Source organism: Streptomyces sp. NPDC048696 (assembly GCF_043198895.1).
Classification (GTDB): Bacteria; Actinomycetota; Actinomycetes; order Streptomycetales; family Streptomycetaceae; genus Streptomyces.
The window spans coordinates 112,652-127,767 of sequence record NZ_JBICVJ010000013.1; the positions used below are offsets into that span (position 1 = coordinate 112,652).

General features: G+C 73.2%; 12 protein-coding genes. All 12 read left to right on the top strand.

The genetic code is table 11. The features are described from left to right. Positions 1-6: 6 nt before the first annotated feature. Positions 7-1,590 carry a DUF3152 domain-containing protein gene (locus ACGFRG_RS26405; protein ID WP_393267837.1) on the top strand — a complete coding sequence of 528 codons (1,584 nt, stop codon included), beginning with the start codon at positions 7-9 and terminating at the stop codon, positions 1,588-1,590. A gap of 88 nt (positions 1,591-1,678) precedes the next feature. Continuing rightward, positions 1,679-1,774 carry an Ms4533A family Cys-rich leader peptide gene (locus tag ACGFRG_RS26410; RefSeq protein ID WP_361422807.1) on the top strand — a complete coding sequence of 32 codons (96 nt, stop codon included), beginning with the start codon at positions 1,679-1,681 and terminating at the stop codon, positions 1,772-1,774. 186 nt (positions 1,775-1,960) lie between these two features. Beyond that, entirely contained in the window at positions 1,961-3,679 is a 1,719-nt protein-coding gene (locus tag ACGFRG_RS26415; RefSeq protein WP_393267840.1) for an ABC transporter substrate-binding protein, read from the top strand. Between the two features lie 2 nt (positions 3,680-3,681). Then, positions 3,682-4,671: an ABC transporter permease gene (locus ACGFRG_RS26420; RefSeq protein ID WP_361422813.1), complete on the top strand. Its 990-nt coding sequence runs from the start codon at positions 3,682-3,684 to the stop codon at positions 4,669-4,671. Further along, positions 4,668-5,657: an ABC transporter permease gene (locus tag ACGFRG_RS26425; RefSeq protein ID WP_361422816.1), complete on the top strand. Its 990-nt coding sequence runs from the start codon at positions 4,668-4,670 to the stop codon at positions 5,655-5,657. The genes ACGFRG_RS26420 and ACGFRG_RS26425 overlap by 4 nt, the downstream gene beginning before the upstream one ends. After that, positions 5,654-7,312: a dipeptide ABC transporter ATP-binding protein gene (locus ACGFRG_RS26430; protein WP_393267845.1), complete on the top strand. Its 1,659-nt coding sequence runs from the start codon at positions 5,654-5,656 to the stop codon at positions 7,310-7,312. The genes ACGFRG_RS26425 and ACGFRG_RS26430 overlap by 4 nt, the downstream gene beginning before the upstream one ends. A gap of 191 nt (positions 7,313-7,503) precedes the next feature. Then, a complete protein-coding gene (locus tag ACGFRG_RS26435; protein ID WP_393267848.1) occupies positions 7,504-9,990 on the top strand; it encodes a DUF3492 domain-containing protein in 2,487 nt (828 codons plus the stop codon). Next, entirely contained in the window at positions 9,987-11,402 is a 1,416-nt protein-coding gene (locus ACGFRG_RS26440; RefSeq protein ID WP_393267850.1) for a hypothetical protein, read from the top strand. Before ACGFRG_RS26435 ends, ACGFRG_RS26440 begins: the two co-directional genes overlap by 4 nt. A gap of 101 nt (positions 11,403-11,503) precedes the next feature. Beyond that, entirely contained in the window at positions 11,504-12,475 is a 972-nt protein-coding gene (locus ACGFRG_RS26445) for an NAD-dependent epimerase/dehydratase family protein (protein ID WP_361430607.1), read from the top strand. Further along, complete coding sequence (locus ACGFRG_RS26450) at positions 12,463-13,212, top strand: spherulation-specific family 4 protein (RefSeq protein ID WP_393267854.1); 750 nt, start codon at positions 12,463-12,465, stop codon at positions 13,210-13,212. The genes ACGFRG_RS26445 and ACGFRG_RS26450 overlap by 13 nt, the downstream gene beginning before the upstream one ends. Before the next feature lie 72 nt (positions 13,213-13,284). Further along, the gene (gene moeZ / locus ACGFRG_RS26455; RefSeq protein ID WP_393267857.1) at positions 13,285-14,463 is read left to right on the top strand and encodes an adenylyltransferase/sulfurtransferase MoeZ; all 1,179 of its coding nucleotides are present in this window, start codon (positions 13,285-13,287) and stop codon (positions 14,461-14,463) included. Between the two features lie 162 nt (positions 14,464-14,625). Beyond that, positions 14,626-15,111: a hypothetical protein gene (locus ACGFRG_RS26460; RefSeq protein WP_361430611.1), complete on the top strand. Its 486-nt coding sequence runs from the start codon at positions 14,626-14,628 to the stop codon at positions 15,109-15,111. The last annotated feature ends 5 nt before the right edge of the window (positions 15,112-15,116 follow it).

Sequence of the window (15,116 nt, forward strand, 5' to 3'; positions counted from 1 at the left end):
CGGGGCGTGGGACGACACAGCCGACCCAAGGGCGCCGCGTCCGGCGACCCGGGCATACCCAACGGGGACTCCGGGACGCGGACAGCGGAACCGGGGATCCCCGCCGCGTACCGGGGCGACTTCGCAGCCGAGTACGAGCACCCGGACGACCTCGGAGCCGCATTCCGGGGCGACTCCTCGGTACGCCCCACCGAGCACGGTCCGTCCGCCGACCGCTTCGCCGCACCCGCCGGGCACCCCGGCGCCGCCGATGCCGCACCCGTCGCTCCGGGCGCGGGCAGGCGCCGCCGTATCGACGGTCCCGCCACCGGGCCGATTCCGCGGGTCCGGCCGGTTCCCGGCGGCCCCGCGCCCGAGCACGTCGGCGGCTCCACCCCGGCGCACGGCGTGCCCCGGGTGCGCGGCGGCCACCCCGAACACCATGAGGGCGGCGGCGGTTGGGGCGAGCCCTCCGCCGTACGCCACGACGACTGGTACGACACCGCGCGCCCCATGGCCCCCACCGGCACCGGCCCGGCCGGTCCCGTCGGCCGCACCGGCCCGGCCGTCGGCCCTGTCGTCCGCATACCGGGACCCCGACGCGAGTACGTGGACGCCTTCGACGGGCGGGAGCGGACCGACACCTTCGAGGGACAGGGGCGGACCGATGTGTTCGAGGGGCGCGACCCGTCGGACACCGGCGCGCGGCGCACAGCGGCGCAGCCGACCGTCCCCGCGCCCCGGCCGGTCCCGGTCGAGGACCCGCACGAGCACCCGGACGCCCCCGCCGACCCCAAGCCGGTCAAGGGCAAGGGCCGCACTCTCACCGGTATCGCGGCCGCCGCCGTGACCACCGTGCTCGCGGTCGTCGTGGCCGGGCAGGTCACCTCCGACGGCGGCCACCACATCGGCGCCCAGTCCGCCGGGGACAGCAGCCGGGACGACGAGGGGACGGCCTCCCGCTCCCACAACCGGGCCACGCCCGAGCAGGCGGCCCCGGCCCAGGAGGCCTCGTACGAGCAGAAGATGGCGCTCCAGTACCCCATCGACCCGAAGCTGAAAGGTTCCGGCGACTTCGAGGCGGTGCCCGGGTTCGTGGCGGCGCCCGGCAAGGGGCGCAAGTACCGCTACCGGGTCGACGTCGAGAAGGGCCTCGGCCTGGACGGCCAGCTCTTCGCCGACGCCGTGCAGCGCACCCTCAACGACGACCGCAGCTGGGCGCACGACGGCGCGATGACCTTCGAGCGGATCTCGTCCGGACAGCCGGACTTCGTGGTCACGCTGGCGAGTCCGGGCACCACGGCGACCTGGTGCGGCAAGTCGGGCCTGGACACGACCGAGGACAACGTCTCCTGCGACTCGGCCGCCACCGAGCGCGTGATGATCAACGCGTTCCGCTGGGCGCAGGGTTCCCAGACGTTCGGGGACCGGGCGATGTACGCCTACCGGCAGATGCTCATCAACCACGAGGTGGGGCACCGGCTCGGCCACGGTCATGTGAGCTGTCGCACTCCCGGCGCCCTCGCCCCGGTGATGCAGCAGCAGACCAAGTCCCTGGACATAGACGGGATCAAGTGCCGTCCCAACCCCTGGGTCTTCCCGACTGGTTGAGACCTGTACGACCCCGCTGTCCACACTGTGGGACGGCTGTCTCAATCCTGGTTGACAGTGGACAGCGGGGCTTTGCATAGTTCTCGGCATGCCGCACCGCCCCGTCACCCCCGCACGCGCCGCCATCGAGCTGGCGCTGATCGGCGTGACCGGGCTCTGCGTAGCCGACGTTCACTGTTGCTGACGCCCACCCGCGCGCCCCTTCGTACGGTTTCGTCCGTATGTCGCGCCCGGGTACTCCGTCGTCGTTCATTCGCGCGGGCGCAGCACTCCCTCATTCTTTGAAGACTCATGACCTCGTCATGGGCCGAGGCAGACGCCCGCGTCCCGTTTGCCCCAGCCCGGCAGTCATCGAGAGGTCTTCAGTCCCATGCGCCAGATGTCCGGAAACGTCGCAAGAGCGGCAGCGATAGCCGTGGTTCTCGCCGTGGGCGCTGTCGCCTGCGGCCCCGACGACAGCGGCGCCAAGAACGCCGGGGGTACGGGCGGCAAGCCGCAGAAGGGCGGCACGCTCTCCGTCCTCAACAATGAGCCGCAGACCGACTTCGACCCGGCCCGCCTCTACACCTCCGGCGGCGGAAACGTTCCGTCCCTGGTCTTCCGTACGCTCACCACCCGCAACCGCGAGGCGGGCGCCGCGGGCACCAAGGTCGTCCCCGACCTCGCCACCGACACCGGCAAGCCCAACGCCGACGCCACGGTGTGGACGTACACCCTCAAGGACGGCCTCAAGTACGAGGACGGCACGCCGATCACCACCGCCGACATCAAGTACGGCATCGAGCGGTCGTTCGCCGCCGAGCTCTCCGGCGGCGCGCCCTATCTGCGCGACTGGCTGGTCGGCGGCGCCGACTACCAGGGTCCGTACAAGGACGGCGGCAAGGGCCTGGCGGCCATCGAGACGCCCGACGCCAAGACCATCGTCTTCCATCTGAACAAGCCCGAGGGCGAGTTCCCGTACCTGGCGACCCAGACCCAGTTCGCGCCGGTCCCCAAGGCCAAGGACAAGGGCACCAAGTACCAGGAGCACCCGGTCTCGTCCGGCCCGTACAAGGTCGTCAAGAACGAGAACAACGGCGAGCACCTGGTCCTGGAGCGCAACCCCAACTGGTCCGAGGCCACCGACGCCCAGCGCAAGGCCTACCCGGACAGCATCGACGTCCGCTCCGGGCTCGACGGCTCCGTCATCAACCAGCGCCTGTCCGCGTCCCAGGGCCCGGACTCGGCGGCCGTCACCACCGACACCAACCTGGGCCCGGCCGAGCTCGCCAAGATCGGCGGCGACAAGGCGCTCAACGCGCGCGTGGGCACCGGCCACTTCGGCTACACCAACTACATCGCCTTCAACCCGAAGGTGAAGCCGTTCGACAACCCGAAGGTGCGCCAGGCGATCGCGTACGCGGTGGACCGCACCTCGGCCGTCAACGCGGTCGGCGGCTCCTCGCTCGCCGAGCCCGCCACCACCTTCCTGCCGAACCAGAAGTCGTTCGGATACACCGCCTACGACCACTTCCCGGCCGGTGACTCGGGCAACGCGGCCAAGGCCAAGGAGCTCCTGACGGAGGCGGGTTACGCGGACGGCCTGACCGTCACGCTCACCCACTCCAACGCCAAGGGCGGCCCCAAGGGCCCCGAGGTCGCCACCGCCCTCCAGGACGCGCTGAAGAAGGCCGGCATCACGGTCAAGTTCCAGGGCCTGGAGGCCAACGACTACAGCGACACCATCCAGAGCGTCGGCAAGGAGCCCGGCTTCTTCCTGCGCGGCTGGGGCGCGGACTGGCCGTCCGGCGGCCCGTTCCTCGCGCCGATCTTCGACGGCCGCCAGATCGTCAAGGACGGCGCCAACTTCAACACCGGCTTCCTCGACGACCCCTCGGTCAACAAGGAGATCGACGAGATCAACAAGCTGACCGACCTGTCGGCGGCCGCCCCCCGCTGGGGCGCGCTCGACAAGAAGATCGGTGAGCAGGCCGTCGTGGTCCCGCTCTTCCACCCGGTCTACAAGCGGCTCGTCGGCAAGGACGTCAAGAACGTCGTCATCAGCGACTGGACCGGTGTGCTCGACATCTCCCAGGTCGCGGTCAAGTAGTCATGACCGAAGCCCTGTTGGCTCCCGACGCGGGAGCGGCCACCGCGGCCGCTCCCGTTTCCGGGGCCCGCCAGTTCTGGCGGCGGCTGCGCGCCCAGCGCGCCGTGACCGTCGCCGCCGTCGTCTTCGCGCTGCTCGTCCTGGTCGCGCTCGCGGCGCCCCTGCTCACCGCACTGGAGGGGCAGGACCCCAACGCGTTCCACCCGGGCCTCGTCGACTCGGCGGCCGGCGGTGTGCCCAAGGGCTCCTTCGGCGGGATCAGCGCCGAGCACTGGCTCGGCGTCGAGCCCCAGACCGGCCGCGATCTGTTCGCGCGGATCGTCTACGGAGCCCGGGTCTCCCTCGGGGTCGCCTTCATCGCCACCGTGGTGCAGGTGTTCATCGGCGTGAGCCTCGGCCTGCTCGCCGCGCTCGGCGGACGCTGGGCCGACCAGGTCGTCAGCCGCTTCACCGACGTGGTGGCGGCCCTTCCGCTGCTCGTCATCGGGCTCGGCCTGATCGCCGTCGTCCCGGACTCGGTGCCGCGCCCGGTACTGATCACCCTGGTCATCGCGGTCGTCGGCTGGCCCGGCACCTCCAAGATCGTGCGCTCCTCGGCCCTCGCCCTCAAGTCGCTCGACTACGTCGCGGCGGCCCGGCTCAGCGGCTGGGGCCGCCTCGCCATCGCCCGGCGCGAACTGCTGCCCGCCCTCGCGGCGCCCGTCATCACCTACGGCGTGCTGCTCGTGCCCGCCAACGTCTCGATCGAGGCGGCCCTGTCGTTCCTCGGCGTCGGCATCAAGCCGCCCACCCCGTCGTGGGGGCAGATGCTCACCGAGGCCAACACCTGGTACCAGTCGGCGCCCACCTATCTGCTGCTGCCGGCCGGTTTCCTGTTCGTGACCGTGCTCTCGCTCACCGTCGTCGGCGAAGGCGTGCGCACCGCGCTCGACCCGAGGGCCGCCTCCCGGCTCAAGGTCGGCGTCAAGTCCCGTAAGGAGGCCGCGAAGTGACCGGCTTCCTGCTGCGGCGGATCGGCGGCGCCGTCTTCGTGCTGCTGGCCCTGTCCGTCGTCGTCTACCTCGTCTTCTACGCCGCCCCCGGCAACGTCGCGCAGATCGTCTGCGGCGAGCGCTGCTCCCCGGCGCAGGTCGCCCAGGTGCACGACCGCCTCCAGCTGGGCGATCCGCTCTACCTCCAGTACTGGCACTTCCTCGAAGGCCTGCTCGTGGGCCGCGACTTCTCCTCCGGTGTCGGCGTCGTCCACTGCGACGCGCCGTGCCTGGGCCTGTCGTACCGCCAGGACTCGCCGGTCACCGACATCCTGCTGAACAAGCTGCCGGTCACCGGGTCGCTGGTCGTCGGGGCGTTCGTGCTGTGGATCGTCCTCGGCGTCGGCACCGGCCTGCTCTCCGCGTGGAAGCGCGGCTCGGCCGTCGAGCGCGGGCTGACCGGGCTCACCCTGATCGGCTTCTCCACGCCGGTCTTCGTGATCGGCCTGGTCCTGATCATCGTCTTCTGCTCGACGCTGGCCTGGCTGCCGTTCCCGCAGTACACGCCGTTCTCCGACGACCCGCAGCAGTGGTTCTGGGGACTGCTGCTGCCGTGGATCTCGCTGGCGCTGATCGAGAGCGCCAAGTACGCGCGCCTGGTGCGCAGCTCGATGCTGGAGACGCTGGCCGAGGACCATGTGCGCACCTTCCGCGCGTACGGGCTGACCGAGCGGGCCATCGTCGGCAAGCACGCCCTGCGCGGCGCGCTGGCCCCCGTGATCGCGCTGAGCGCGCTGGACGCGGGCTCGATGTTCGGCGGCGCGGTGCTCACCGAGTCGCTGTTCGGCATCCAGGGCATCGGCAAGCTCCTGGTGGACTCGGTCCGCCAGGTCGACCTGCCGATCGTGGTCGGCGTCGTCATGACGACCGGGTTCTTCGTCGTACTGGCCAATGCCGTCGCGGACGCGCTGTACGCGGTGGCGGACCGACGGGTGGTGCTGTCATGACCGCGCAGGAGACTTCCGCGACGAGCGAGGCCGCCGCGTTGGTGGAGGTGACCGACCTCTCCATCGCCTTCGGCGAGACGCGGGCCGTGGACGGGCTCTCCTTCAGCCTGGCGCCCGGCGCCGCGCTCGGCGTGGTCGGCGAGTCCGGCTCCGGCAAGAGCGCGTCCGCGTACGCGCTGCTCGGGCTGCACCGGGGCACCGGCGCCGTCGTCGAGGGCACCGTCAAGGTGGCCGGAACCGATGTCCAGCGGGCCTCGGACGCCGAACTGCGGCGGCTGCGCGGGGGAGTGGCCGCGATGGTCTTCCAGGACCCGCTCTCCTCCCTCGACCCGTACTACACGATCGGCGACCAGATCGCCGAGGTGTACCGGGTGCACCGGGGCGGCTCGCGCAAGGCGGCACGCGCGCGTGCCGTCGACGTGCTCGACCGCGTGGGCATCCCGGACGCGGCGCGCAAGGCGCGCTCGCGCCCGCACGAGTTCAGCGGCGGCATGCGCCAGCGCGCGCTCATCGCGATGGCGCTGGCCTGCGAGCCGAAGCTGCTCATCGCCGACGAGCCGACCACGGCCCTGGACGTCACCGTCCAGGCCCAGATCCTCGACCTGCTGCACGGGCTGCGCCAGGAGACCGGGATGGGGCTGCTGCTCGTCACCCACGACGTGGGTGTCGCGGCGGAGAGCGTGGACGACGTCCTGGTGATGCGGCAGGGGCGCGCGGTCGAACGCGGGCCGGTGCGCGAGGTGCTGGGCGCGCCCAGGGCCACGTACACCAAGGAGCTCCTGTCCGCGGTGCCGCGCCTGGACGCGCCGAAGACCGTCGGCGAGTTCGCCGCCGGGGAGCCGCTGCTCGAAGCCGTCGACCTGCGCAAGGTCTTCGGTCGCGGCAAGGCGTCGTTCACCGCCGTCGACGGCGTCTCGCTCACCGTGCGGCGCGGCGAGACGCTGGGTGTGGTCGGCGAGAGCGGCAGCGGCAAGACGACGCTGGGCCGGATGCTGGTGGGCCTGCTCGACACGACGTCGGGCTCCATCCGCCGCGAGGGCACGGCCGTCCAGATGGTCTTCCAGGACCCGGTCGCCTCCCTCAACCCCCGGCGCCCGATCGGCGAGTCGGTCGCCGATCCGCTGCGGGCCTCGGGCGTACGGGACGAGAAGCGCATCCGCGCGCGCGTGGGCGAGCTCCTGGAGCGGGTCGGCCTCGACCCGGACCGCTACGACCGCTACCCGCACGAGTTCAGCGGCGGCCAGCGCCAGCGGGTCGGCATCGCGCGGGCGCTCGCGGCCGAGCCGCAGCTGATCGTCTGCGACGAGCCGGTGTCCGCGCTCGATGTGACCACCCAGGCCCATGTCACCGAGCTGCTCGCCGAGCTGCAGCGCGAACTCGGGCTCGGACTGGTCTTCATCGCGCACGACCTCGCCGTCGTACGCCAGGTCAGCGACCGGGTCGCGGTCATGCGCCAGGGCCGGATCGTCGAGGAGGGCGCGGTGGACGAGGTGTACGGCTCGCCCAAGGACGCCTACACCCGGCAGCTGCTCGCCGCCGTCCCCACCGTCGACCCGGTGCTCGCCGCGGTGCGCCGCGCGGCCCGCAAGGAGCTGCGCGACCAGCTGCGCGAGCAGAGCGGCGAACGCGGCCGCGATGAACTGGCCGCGGCCTGACGCTGGGTGACCCCCCAACCCCTTAGCGCTACAAAACGCGACCGGGGTGGGAAAGTTACGTGCATTCACCCCTTCCGGTGGCGCGATGGACAACCGTCCATCGCGCCACCGTCGTATCCGCTTACGTTCTTCCCGCTGCGAGTCGCCGGTGCAACGGCGGCCGCCCACAAGGGAGATCGGGGGTGCGTTGCATGCGGATCGGACTGCTCACGGACGGCGGGTATCCGTACACGACCGGCGAGTCCAGGCTGTGGTGCGACCGGCTCGTGCGCGGGCTCGCGCGGCACGAGTTCGACATATACGCGCTGAGCCGCACGGCGGCCCAGGAGGAACGCGGCTGGGTGGCCCTGCCGCCCCAGGTCCGCCGCGTCCGCACGGCCCCGCTGTGGTCCGCGGAGGAGTGCGCCAACCCCCGCTTCGCCCACCGCGGTTACGGCCGCCGCGAGCGCGGCCGCTTCGCCGGGTGCTTCCGGGAGCTGGCGGGCGCGATCTGCGGGGACGGGGCCGGGACCGGCTCGGGCGCGGCGCCCGTACGGGGCGCGCGGGGGCGCGGTGCGGCGGCGGCCGGGCTCGCGGCCGACGTGGCGCGCACGTTCGGCGAGTTCGGGCTCGCGGCGGGCGGGGGCGCGGTGTTCGGCGTGTCGGGGCCCGGCGCCGCCTCGGCCGACGACGAGCCGCCTTCCGCCCCGGTGACCGGCGCCTCGCGGTTCGCCGAGGGGCTGTACGGGCTCGCCGACCTCGCCCGGGAGTGCGGCGGGCTGCACACCGCGCTGCGCTCCGAGACGGCCGTGCGCGTCCTTGAGGCCGCCTGCCGCGCGCCCGGCGCGAGCCGCGCCGTGCAGGCCGCGCGCGTCCCCGACTACCTCGCCTTCGCCGACCTCCTGGAGCGCGCGCTGCGGCCGCTCTCGCTCGACTGGTACGACGCGGCGAGCCTCGGCGACGTCGACCTCTGCCATGCCGCCGGCGGTGGCTCCGCCGCCCTCCCCGGTCTGCTGGCCAAACGCTTCTTCGGGGTTCCGCTGCTGGTCACCGAGTACGGCGTCCAGCTGCGCCGGCAGTACCTCGCGGCCCGCGAGGCGCGCGTTCCGGTACGGGCGCTGCTGGCCGCCTTCCACCGGCGGCTCGCGGCCGAGGTGTACGACCGGGCCGCGCTCATCACCCCCGGCAACACCCACACCCGCCGCTGGCAGGAGAAGTGCGGCGCGGACCGCGCGAAGCTGCGCACGGTGTACCCGGGGATGGCCGCCGACCGCTTCCAGGGGGTCGGCGAGGGCCCGTCCGGCGGCGACCCCGGCACGCTGGTCTGGGTCGGCCGCGTCGACCCCACCAAGGACCTCATCGCCCTGCTCCACGCCTTCACCGAGGTCCGCCGCAAGGAGCCGGACGCCCGCCTGCGGATCTTCTACGCGGGGCCGGGTGCGGGCGGTGCGGCCGGTCCGGTGTCCGGGCCGCTGTCCGGGGCGGGTCCGGTGTTCGGGGCCGGTGGGGCGTACGCGGGGGGCGCGGCGGGGTACGACGGGTCCGGCGCGGGCTCCTACGGGTCGGGCTCGGGCGGGCAGGGGAGCGGCGTCGGCGGGTTCGGCTCGGCTTCGTACGGCGCGGCTTCCCATGGCTCGGCTCCGTACAGCGCCGCTTCGTACAGCGCGGCTCACGGGTACGCGTCGCCCCACGGCTTCGGCGCGGGCGCCGGGTCGTTCGGCGATTCCGCCGGGCTGTCTCCCGAGTCGGCCGCCTATCTCGCCCACTGCCGCGCCCTCGCGGCCCAGCTCTTCCCGGACGAGGCCGCCGACGCGCACGCGGTCGGCGACAACCCGGTCTCCTTCGAGGAGATCGGCGGTCCGGAGGCCCCGGACCTGGCCGACGCGTACGCGTCCGGCAGCGTCGTCGTGCTCTCCAGCGTCGTCGAGGGCTTCCCGGTCAGCCTGGTCGAGGCGATGTTCTGCGGCCGGGCCACGGTCTCCACGGACGCGGGCGCGGTGGTCGAGGTCATCGGCGGCACCGGGCTCGTGGTGCCGCCGCGCAACCCCCGCGCGCTCGCGGACGCGTGCGTGGCGCTGCTGCGCGACCCGGAGCGGCGCGAACGGCTCGGCGCCGCCGCCCGCGCCCGCGCGCTCGAACTCTTCACGGTCGAGCAGAACCTCGCGGCATTTCGCGGCATTTACCTGGAGCTGATGTCGCACTCCCCGGTCCGCCGCGAAGAGCTCGACGACAGCGCCGACCCGGTGCCGTTCGCGCACCCCGCCGAGGCCCATGTCCCCGGCAACTGGACCACGTCGAGCACCGCCCGCCCGGCCGCCGGGCACGCCCCGAGCTGGGCGGACCCGGGTACGCGCGCGTGGCGCACGCCCGACGCGGACGCGGTCGGCGACACGCTCGGGGACGTGGACCGGGGCCGCACGGGGGTCACCGGGGCCTCCGGGCAGACGCTCCCGGCCGACCCCGACCGCCGTAACGGATCAAGCCACTCCGCTACTTGGCACTCTGGCCTCTCCCGCCCCACAGCCGCAGACTCGGCCCCGAACCTCCCGGGTCCGACCGACGCCGACTCCGACTCCGACCCCGGCCGCGCGGACGTGCGTCCGCCCCACTCCCCGCCGCCCTTCTCAGCCCCGCCCCCCTCGTCCTCGTCCGACATCGGCCGCTCCGGCTCCGCCCGCGCCGAGGAGGCGACCCGATGACCATTCCCCCCACGACCCGCCCGGCGGACGGCCCCGCCGAGAGCGACATCCCGCGCGCCCCGGAGAGCGCCGGTGCCTGGGACATCCGCTCCGAGGCCCTGCTCACCGACCCGCCCCCGAAGCGCAGCACCGGCCCCCGGCGGCCGCGCACACCGGCGCGCGTCGCGAACAACTCCCTTCTCCCGGCGCCGAGTGCGCCTGAACCGGCCACGTCACCCGAATCGCCCACGTCACTCGCAGAGGCCGAACCGCCCGAACCACCTGCGTCAGCCGAACCGCCCGACTCCGAGCGCCCCGCACCGCCCGCGTCATCCGAGTCATCCGCACCGCCCGCCCGCCCCCGCACCCGGCGCGGACCCGCCGACCCCGTCAAGGCCCTCATGCACCGCCACCGCGAACTCTGCGAGCGGGCCGTCGACCCGCTGGAGATCGCGGCCGGTCTGGAGGCGCACGGGATGACCGACCGGACCGCCGCCCGCTTCCGGCACCGGGACGTGTTCTCGCTCGCCGACGAGCTCTACGCGCGCGTGCCGCGCGGCACCGAACCGCCCGGCGGCGACGTGGAGTTCGCGCCAGGGTCCGCCGGGCGGACCCTTCGGGTGCTGCGCGCGCTGCTGCCCGGCGCGCTGTGCGCCCTGTCCGTGACGGCCGCCCGTCTCACCGTCGGCCATGTGCGGCTCTCCGTAGTGGCCGCCGGGACCGCCGTGGTCGGCGCGGCCCTCGCGTACGCCGTGCGGAGCGGCGCGCTGCGGGCCGGGCGCGGCGCCGGGCTGCCCTGGGCGCTCTGGCTCGCCGCGTACGCCGTCGTCGGCGACGGACTCCTCGACGCGCTGCTCGCCGGAGGTCCGGACGGCGCGCCCGGGCACGGCTGGGCGACCGACCCGGCCGCGGCCGTCGGCCTGACCCTCGCCGTCGCGCCCGCCACCTGGTGCGCCCGCCTCTTCGCGGTACGGGCCCGCCGCTCCCTCGCCACCAGCCGCGGCCTCGAAGAGTTCGCCGGACGCGCCCGCCCGCTGCTGCTCGGCGCGGTCGCCCTCTTCCTGGCCGCCCTCGCCGCCGTCCTGCTGATCGCCCAACTCGCGTACGGACACGGCTCGTTCGCGTCCGCGATCACGCCCGGCGCCCTGCTCTTCCTGGCCCGGCTGCTCGCCCTGCACGGCTTCGCCGCGGCGGCCGTCGCCGGGCTGCGGGCGGCCGCCTGCGCGGAGGCGACCGCCCTGGGACTCGTGCTCGCCGGGCGCCTGCCGGGCTGCGGCCTCCTCGCCCGGCCGGTCTCCGCCGCCGTCGAGGCGGGCGGCGCCGGGACCGTTCCGGCGGCCCTGTGCGCCGTCGCGGCCCTCGCCCTGCTCGTCCGGGCCACCGCGGTCCTCGCCCGCGCCTCCGCCCACTCGGACCGCCCACCGACCCTCTGACCCGCACTACACGCATTGACGCGCACTGATGCCCGAAGGAGAACGAGACACATGACCGCCCTGCCCCCGGCCTCCTGCCGATCGCACGGAAAGGCCGTGCGATGAGGGTGCTACTGCTCGGTGCCAACGGATATCTGGGCCGTTTCGTCGCCGACCGCCTGCTGGCCGACCCGGCCGTCCAGCTCACCGCGCTCGGGCGCGGCGACGACGCCGACGTACGGTTCGACCTCGCCTCCGGCAGCCCGGGAGCCCTGACCCGCTTCCTGGACGCCGTCCACCCCGGGGTCGTGATCAACTGCGCGGGAGCCACCCGAGGCGGCGCCCGCGAGCTGACCCGGCACAACACCGTCGCCGTCGCCACCGTCTGCGAGGCCCTGCGCCGCAGCGGCTGCGGCGCCCGGCTCGTCCAGCTGGGCTGCGCCTCCGAGTACGGCCCCTCGCAGCCGGGCTCCTCGACCGCCGAGGACGCCGTGCCGCGCCCCGGCGGCCCGTACGGCGTGAGCAAGCTCGCCGGCACCGAGCTGGTCCTCGGCTCCGGCCTGGACGCCATCGTGCTGCGGGTCTTCTCGCCGGTCGGCCCCGGCACCCCCGCCGGGTCCCCCCTCGGGCGGCTCGCGGAGGCGATGCGCCGCGCCATGCAGTCCGGCGACGGCGAGCTCAAACTGGGCGGCCTCGGAGTGCAGCGCGACTTCGTCGACGTACGCGACGTCGCGCGCGCGGTGCACGCCGCCTCGCTCTCCGCGGCCCAGGGCGTCGTCAACATCGGCACCGGCCGCTCGGTGAAGCTGCGCGACGCGGCCGCCGTACTGGCCCGGGTGGCCGGATACGGCGGCGCGCTGCACGAGCTGGACGGCCCGCCCGGGCTGCGGCCGGGCGTCATCGGCGCCCCCCGCCCGTCCGCCGACGCGGTCCTGGAGCACCTGGCCGCCTCCCCGGCCCCCTACCCCGACGGCTGCGGCAGCTGGCAGCAGGCGGACGTCCGCACCGCGCGCGACCGGCTCGGCTGGCGGCCGCGGATCAACCTGGAGGAGTCGCTGGCCGACATCTGGATGGAGGCGGCGTGCCGCATCTGACCACCACCGGCGCCCTGTGCGCGGCGACCTCGGGCAGGCTCGGCGTCGGGGTCCCGGGCTGTGCCCATCCGCTGGTCGCACCGGTCGAGTGGGCCGAGCTGACCCGCCCCGGCACCCCGCTGCACTGGGCCGTCCTCAATGTCGCCGACGGCCCCGGCACCCGGCCCGACCCGCACTGTCTGGAGGCCGCCGGAAAGCTCCGCAACGCGGGCGTGCGCGTCCTCGGCCACCTCGACACCGCGTACGGCACCCGCTCCTTCGGCGAGCAGATCTCCGACGCCCACCGCTTCCTCGACTGGTACCGCGTCGACGGCTTCCTGCTGGACCGCTGTCCCACGGACCGGGACGCGCTGCCCGAGGTGCGGCGCACGGTGTCGGCCCTGCGGGCCCTGTGCGACGGCGCCCACCTGGTCCTCGGCCAGGGCACCCACCCGTACCCCGGCTACGCGGAGACCGCCGACCAGCTGGTCACCTTCACCGGGCCGTGGAGCGAGTACCGGTGGTCCCAGGTGGCCGAGTGGACCGCCGACTACCCGCCGGAGAGCTTCTGCCACTTCGTCCACGGAGTGCCCCGCAGCCACCTGGAGGAGGCCCTGCGCATCGCCCGCTGGCAGGGCGCGGGAACGATCTACTTCACCGACCGCGGCGACCGAGGCGGACAGATCGACCCATTCGAGACGCTGCCCGGCTACTGGGACGAAATCGTCTCGCGGATCGGACCTGGTATCTCGGAATGAGAAGCAGCGTGGCAGTGTTACGGGGAGAACAACCGTACTGACATACCGACCGACTGCGTAATAGAGGTTCACGTGTCGCTGCCACCCCTGGTAGAGCCGGCTGCCGAGCTCACCGTAGACGAGGTCCGCAGGTACTCGCGCCACCTGATCATCCCGGATGTCGGGATGGACGGCCAGAAGCGGCTGAAGAACGCCAAGGTGCTGTGTGTGGGCGCCGGCGGCCTCGGCTCGCCGGCCCTGATGTACCTGGCCGCCGCCGGTGTCGGCACGCTCGGCATCGTGGAGTTCGACGAGGTCGACGAGTCGAACCTGCAGCGCCAGATCATCCACAGCCAGGCCGACATCGGCCGCTCCAAGGCCGAGTCCGCCAAGGACTCGGTGCTCGGCATCAACCCGTACGTGAACGTGGTCCTGCACGAAGAGCGGCTCGAAGCCGAGAACGTGATGGACATCTTCAGCCAGTACGACCTGATCGTCGACGGCACGGACAACTTCGCCACGCGATACCTCGTCAACGACGCGTGCGTGCTGCTGGGCAAGCCGTACGTGTGGGGCTCGATCTACCGCTTCGACGGCCAGGCCTCGGTCTTCTGGTCCGAGCACGGTCCCTGCTACCGCTGCCTCTACCCGGAGCCCCCGCCGCCGGGCATGGTCCCCTCCTGCGCCGAGGGCGGCGTCCTGGGCGTGCTCTGCGCGTCCATCGGCTCCATCCAGGTCACCGAGGCCATCAAGGTCCTCACCGGCGTCGGCGACGCGCTGGTCGGCCGCCTGATGATCTACGACGCCCTGGAGATGCAGTACCGCCAGGTCAAGGTCCGCAAGGACCCGAACTGCGCGGTCTGCGGCGAGAACCCGACCGTCACCGAGCTCATCGACTACGAGGCCTTCTGCGGCGTCGTGTCCGAGGAGGCCCAGGAGGCGGCGCTCGGCTCGACGATCACTCCCAAGCAGCTCAAGGAGTGGATCGACGCCGACGAGAAGATCGAGATCATCGACGTCCGCGAGCCGAACGAGTACGAGATCGTCTCCATCCCGGGCGCAAAGCTGATCCCGAAGAACGAGTTCCTGATGGGCAACGCCCTCCAGGACCTCCCGCAGGACAAGCGCATCGTGCTGCACTGCAAGACCGGTGTCCGCTCGGCCGAGGTGCTGGCCGTCCTGAAGTCCGCGGGCTTCGCGGACGCGGTCCACGTGGGCGGCGGCGTCATCGGCTGGGTCAACCAGATCGAGCCGGAGAAGCCCATCTACTAGAGCCCGTCTCCCAGAGCCCATCCAAGGGATGGGCAGGCCGTTCCCCGGCGACCAGGACATTTGTCCTGCGGGACCCGGGACGGTTCACTCTGCCGGGCACAGTGCCCCCTCAGCGAAGCTTTCTGTTGTCAGCGAGAGAGCGCACGCGAAGGGGGCACTGTGATGAGCACGGTGGCAATCGAGAACCAGGTCCGCACGGTCGGGGCCGAGGCGCGCAAGACCGAGGCGCCGCAGACCGGGACGCAGCCGCGGAGCGCGGCGCAGCCGGAGATCAAGGGCCTGCCCACCTGGTACTTCCCGCTCGTCGGCTGCTTCGCCGGGGTCTTCGACATCGCCCGCGCGTACCCGGTGGTCTACTGGGCGATCCCGGTCGTGGCCGCCCTGAACATCGTCCTCACGCTCACCGTGCTGAAGGCCCGGATGCGCTACATGAAGGCGCTCTGGAAGAACAAGCGCACCCGGCTGCTCGCGCTCGGCCTGCTCGTCATCCGCTTCGCGGTCCGCTTCGGCCTGAGCCTCGCGGGCCTCGCCATGGGCGCGGAGAGCGGCAGCCTCGTCGTCGGCGTCGTCATGGCGGTCCTGGGCACCGCGATGGCCTGGGGCGACCAGTGGCTGATCCTGCGCACCCTGAAGCGCGCCCAGGCCTGACGCAC

Excerpts from the sequence above, each read along its gene's own strand:
- ACGFRG_RS26410 (WP_361422807.1), top strand. The coding sequence starts at position 1,679 with ATGCCGCACCGCCCCGTCACCCCCGCACGCGCCGCCATCGAGCTGGCG.
- ACGFRG_RS26415 (WP_393267840.1), top strand. The coding sequence starts at position 1,961 with ATGCGCCAGATGTCCGGAAACGTCGCAAGAGCGGCAGCGATAGCCGTG.
- ACGFRG_RS26420 (WP_361422813.1), top strand. The coding sequence starts at position 3,682 with ATGACCGAAGCCCTGTTGGCTCCCGACGCGGGAGCGGCCACCGCGGCC.
- ACGFRG_RS26430 (WP_393267845.1), top strand. The coding sequence starts at position 5,654 with ATGACCGCGCAGGAGACTTCCGCGACGAGCGAGGCCGCCGCGTTGGTG.
- ACGFRG_RS26435 (WP_393267848.1), top strand. The coding sequence starts at position 7,504 with ATGCGGATCGGACTGCTCACGGACGGCGGGTATCCGTACACGACCGGC.
- ACGFRG_RS26440 (WP_393267850.1), top strand. The coding sequence starts at position 9,987 with ATGACCATTCCCCCCACGACCCGCCCGGCGGACGGCCCCGCCGAGAGC.
- ACGFRG_RS26445 (WP_361430607.1), top strand. The coding sequence starts at position 11,504 with ATGAGGGTGCTACTGCTCGGTGCCAACGGATATCTGGGCCGTTTCGTC.
- ACGFRG_RS26460 (WP_361430611.1), top strand. The coding sequence starts at position 14,626 with ATGAGCACGGTGGCAATCGAGAACCAGGTCCGCACGGTCGGGGCCGAG.